Source organism: uncultured Sphingomonas sp. (assembly GCF_946477935.1).
Taxonomy (GTDB): Bacteria; Pseudomonadota; Alphaproteobacteria; order Sphingomonadales; family Sphingomonadaceae; genus Sphingomonas.
Genome location: NZ_CAMLAC010000283.1, coordinates 1 through 3,988, shown reverse-complemented (window position 1 = coordinate 3,988; position 3,988 = coordinate 1). Strand labels below are relative to the sequence as shown.

The 3,988-nt window shown below is 71.3% G+C and carries 5 protein-coding genes; 3 read left to right on the top strand and 2 right to left on the bottom strand.

Going from position 1 to position 3,988, the window contains the following annotated elements; all coding sequences use genetic code 11:
* From Q0U08_RS18430 to gloA, 3 genes are all read left to right on the top strand, one after another.
* The coding region (locus Q0U08_RS18430) for an HlyD family secretion protein (RefSeq protein WP_298093147.1) at nucleotides 1-1,081 on the top strand (1,081 nt) is incomplete at its 5' end.
* Nucleotides 1,078-2,460, top strand: a complete 1,383-nt coding sequence (locus tag Q0U08_RS18425) for an efflux transporter outer membrane subunit (RefSeq protein ID WP_298093145.1) — start codon at nucleotides 1,078-1,080, stop codon at nucleotides 2,458-2,460. The genes Q0U08_RS18430 and Q0U08_RS18425, both read left to right, overlap by 4 nt.
* Nucleotides 2,461-2,471: 11 nt before the next feature.
* Nucleotides 2,472-2,987, top strand: a complete 516-nt coding sequence (gene gloA / locus Q0U08_RS18420; protein ID WP_298093143.1) for a lactoylglutathione lyase — start codon at nucleotides 2,472-2,474, stop codon at nucleotides 2,985-2,987.
* Between the two features lie 231 nt (nucleotides 2,988-3,218).
* Here the strand turns inward: gloA and Q0U08_RS18415 are convergent, their stop codons facing one another.
* Both Q0U08_RS18415 and Q0U08_RS18410 read right to left on the bottom strand, forming a co-directional pair.
* Nucleotides 3,219-3,482, bottom strand: coding sequence for a hypothetical protein (locus Q0U08_RS18415; RefSeq protein ID WP_298093142.1), 264 nt, complete (start codon nucleotides 3,480-3,482; stop codon nucleotides 3,219-3,221).
* The coding region (locus Q0U08_RS18410; RefSeq protein WP_298093141.1) for a chemotaxis protein CheB at nucleotides 3,475-3,988 on the bottom strand (514 nt) is incomplete at its 5' end. The genes Q0U08_RS18415 and Q0U08_RS18410, both read right to left, overlap by 8 nt.

The window sequence follows — 3,988 nt, the reverse complement described above, 5'->3', positions numbered from 1 at the left end:
GCCACCACCGCCCGCCCCGTCCGGCTGGCGCCCGCCGCGCGGCGGTGCGCGCTCGCTGCTGTTCATCGCGCTGCTCGTCGTCGCCGGTGTCGCCGCAGTGCTCGCGGCATGGCGCCTGCCGCCCTTCACCAGCGGCTATGAATCGACCGACAACGCCTATGTCCGCGGCCGCACCACGGTGATCGCGCCGCAGGTCAGCGGCTATGTGTCCGAGGTGCTGGTCCGCGATTTCGAGCAGGTCGCCGCCGGCCAGCCGCTGGTCCGCATCGACGACCGCATCTACCGCCAGCGCGTCGAACAGGCGGAGGCGCAGGTCGCCGCCAATCAGGCGACGCTCGCCAACAGCCAGCAATCCGAACGCTCGCGCGCCGCCAACCTCGCCGCGCAAGGGGCAGCGGTGGAGAATGCCCGCGCGCAACTGATGCGGGCGGAGGCGGACATGGCGCGCGTCAACGATCTCGTCACCGACGGCTCGGTGTCCTTGCGCGAACGCGACCAGACGCTCGCCGCACTCCGCCAGGCCCAGGCCGCAGTGCGTCAGGCCCAGGCCGCCGCCGAGATCGCGCGCCAGGACGTTCGCACCGTGGAGGTCGGCCGCGGCGGACAACAGGCGGGCGTGGCGGGCGCCGTCGCCGCACGGCGGCTGGCGCAGATCGACCTGTCCAACACGCTGATCCGCGCGCCGGAAGCCGGCCGCTTGTCCGAGGTCGGGGTCCGCGTCGGCCAATATGTCACCGCCGGTTCGCAACTGCTGTTCCTGGTCCCGCCCGAAACCTGGGTGATCGCCAATTTCAAGGAAGCGCAGACCGCACGCATGGCGGTGGGCCAGCCCGCCTCCTTCACCGTCGATGCACTCGCCAATGCCCGCCTGACCGGCCGGGTCGAGCGGATCTCGCCCGCGGCCGGTTCCGAGTTCGCCGTGCTGAAGGCGGACAATGCGACGGGCAACTTCACCAAGGTGCCGCAGCGTATCGCGGTGCGCATCCGCGTCGATCCGGGCCAGTCGCTGAGCGCGCGCCTGCGCCCCGGCATGTCGGTGCAGGCCCGCGTCGACGTCTCCGAAGGGCCGCGCATCCCGTGAGGATCGCCGCCCTCGCCTCTGCCCTTCTGCTCGCCGGCTGCATCGGCCCGCGCCCGGCCGCGCCGGTTGCCGCCACCGTCGCGCCGCCACCGGCCTGGCGCACCGCGCTCGGGCCGGGCACCCCGATCCGCGCCGACTGGTGGCAGGGCTTCGGCGATCCCGTCCTTACCGCACTCGTCGCCCGCGCGCTTGCCAACAGCCCCGATATCGGCAGCGCCGCCGCCCGCGTCGAGGAGGCGCGCGCCCAGGCCCGCCTGGCACAGGCGCAGCGTGCCCCCTCGCTCACCGGCGGCGTACCGCTTACCGATGCGCGTTCGGTCAGCGCCTTGGGCGTCGGCGCGACCAATCTCGGCTCGCAGCCGCTGCTCCAGGCCAGCTACGACTTCGACCTGTTCGGCCGCCTCGCCCGTGCCGAGGACGCCGCCCGCGCCAGCCTGCTCGCCACCGAGGCGGCGGAGGACACCGTCCGCCTTGCGCTGGCCGCCGGGGTCGCGACCGGCTACATCAGCCTGCGCGCGCTCGACCACCGGCTGCTGATCGCCCGCGAAACCCTGGTCGCGCGTGCCGATGCGCTGCGCATCGCCCGCCGCCGTGCCGATACCGGCTACACCTCCCGCCTGGAATTGCGGCAGGCCGAAAGCGAGTACCGCGCCACCGAACAACTGGTCGCCGCCGCGGGGCTTGCCGTCACGCGGCAGGAAAACGCGCTGTCGCAACTGATCGGCGACGCCCCCGGCCCCATCGCCCGCGGCGTGGCGCTGGACCGCATCGCGCGGCCGCCCATCCCCGACGGCCTGCCCGCCGACCTGCTGCGGAGGCGACCCGATCTGTTCCAGGCAGAACAGACGCTCGTCGCCGCCGACCGCACGCTGGACAGCCAGCGCGCCGCGATGCTGCCCAGCCTCGGCCTCACCGGCTCGGCCGGCCTCGTCCTCTCCACCGCGCTCGACCAGCCGGTCGGCATCTTTTCGCTCGGCGCCAGCATCCTGTCGCCGATCTTCGATGCCGGCCGCCTGCGCGCCCAGGCCGACACCGCCGCCGCCCGCCGCGACCAGGCCGCCTTCGCCTATCGCCGCACCGCGCTGGTCGCCTTTCGCGAGGTCAACGACAGCCTCGCCGCCGTACAGCGCGCCGGCGAGCAGGTGGTGGCGCTGGATCGCCAGCGTGCCGCGCTTGCCGATGCGCTGCGCATCGCCTCCAACCGCTACCGTGCGGGCTATTCCAGCTATCTGGAACAACTGGACGCGCAGCGCGGTCTGTTGTCCGCCGAATTGTCGCTCGCCCAGGCGCAGGCCGATCGGCTGACCGCCTATGCCAGTCTCTATCAGGCGATGGGCGGCGGCTGGACCGCTGCCGACATCGCCGCCACCACCCGTTGAAAGGCCCATCCATGACCACCCGTCCCGCCGGCACCGCAGGCTTCGCCCTCAACCAGACGATGCTGCGCATCCGCGATCCGAAAGCCTCGCTCGCCTTCTACCGCGACGTACTGGGCATGACGCTGATCCAGCAACTCGACTTCGCGGACATGCAGTTCTCGCTCTTCTTTCTCGCCTATCTGGCCGATGGCGAGGTGATCCCGGCTGACCCCGCCGAGCGCGCCCGCTTCCTGTTCACCCGCGAAACCACGCTGGAGCTGACCCACAACTGGGGCACCGAGGACGATGCGGAGTTCGCCGGCTATCACAGCGGCAACACCGACCCGCGCGGCTTCGGCCATATCGGCATCAGCGTCCCCGACGTGACCGCCGCCTGTACTCGTTTCGAGGAACTGGGCGTCCCCTTCAAGAAGCGCCCGCAGGACGGCACGATGAAGGACATCGCCTTCATCACCGATCCGGATGGCTACTGGATCGAGATCCTGTCACCCGCCGGCATGACGCCCACCATGGTCGCGCAGAGTTGATTTTCACGCGAAGACGCGAAGACGCGAAGAGAAGAGCGGGTTCACGCGGAGGCGCGGAGGCGCGGAGGAGTTCCGCGAGCCGAAGGCTCATCCTCCCATTACGGGCGAAGGCTTGTCTCCCGGACGAAATGACACGCGCGGGTGCGGCCGACGCAACATCTCCGCGCCTCCGCGCCTCCGCGTGAACCAAACCTTCTTCTTTCCCTTCGCGGCTTCGCGGCTTCGCGTGAATCAAATAGCCGCGTGAAGACGAGCCTTCACCGCATCCAGCCGCACCCCCGCCAGTGCCCCATCCACCGGCCCCGCATGGCGCAGCACACCGGCAACCTCGCCGATCACCTGCCCCAGCCGGTCGAACTCCTGCAAAGCCGCCCCATGCCGCTCGAACACCAAGGGGTCGGAACACAGCGCCGTCGCCAGTGCCTCCAGCACCCCGCGCGCCGTGTCCAGTTCCTGCGCCAATCCGTGCGCGACGGGGCCGCCGAAATCACCCACGGCACAGGCCCAACACGGTTTCGCTGATCGCCCCCGCCTTGATCGGCTGCACCGCCATGCCGCGCCCGATCTCCAGCCCCCCCGAACCGTCGCCCGCCGGCGCGATGGCATAGCCGCGCGCAGCCCGGATCGCCTGCACGCCGGCCACGCCGTCCTCGCCCTCGGCCAGCAGCACCGCCACCGTCTGCTCCGCCGCCGTCTTGGCGATCGTCGCCATCATCAACGAGATGGAGGGCCGGTGTCCGGCAAAGGGCGGCTTGTCCAGCATCCGCACCACGCCGTCCGGCCAGCGATCGACATACACATGGTGCGTGCCCGGGCGTGCCACCACGATCATGCCCCGTTCCAGCTTCAGCCCGTCGCTCGCCTCCACCACCCGCGGCCCCAGCGCCGCGGACAGCTTGGCGATCATCCCGTCCGCCAGCTCGTCGCGCATGTGCTGCACCACCAGCGCGGGCGGCCCGTCGGCCGGAATGTCGCCCAGCAGGTCGAACAGCGGCTTGGTG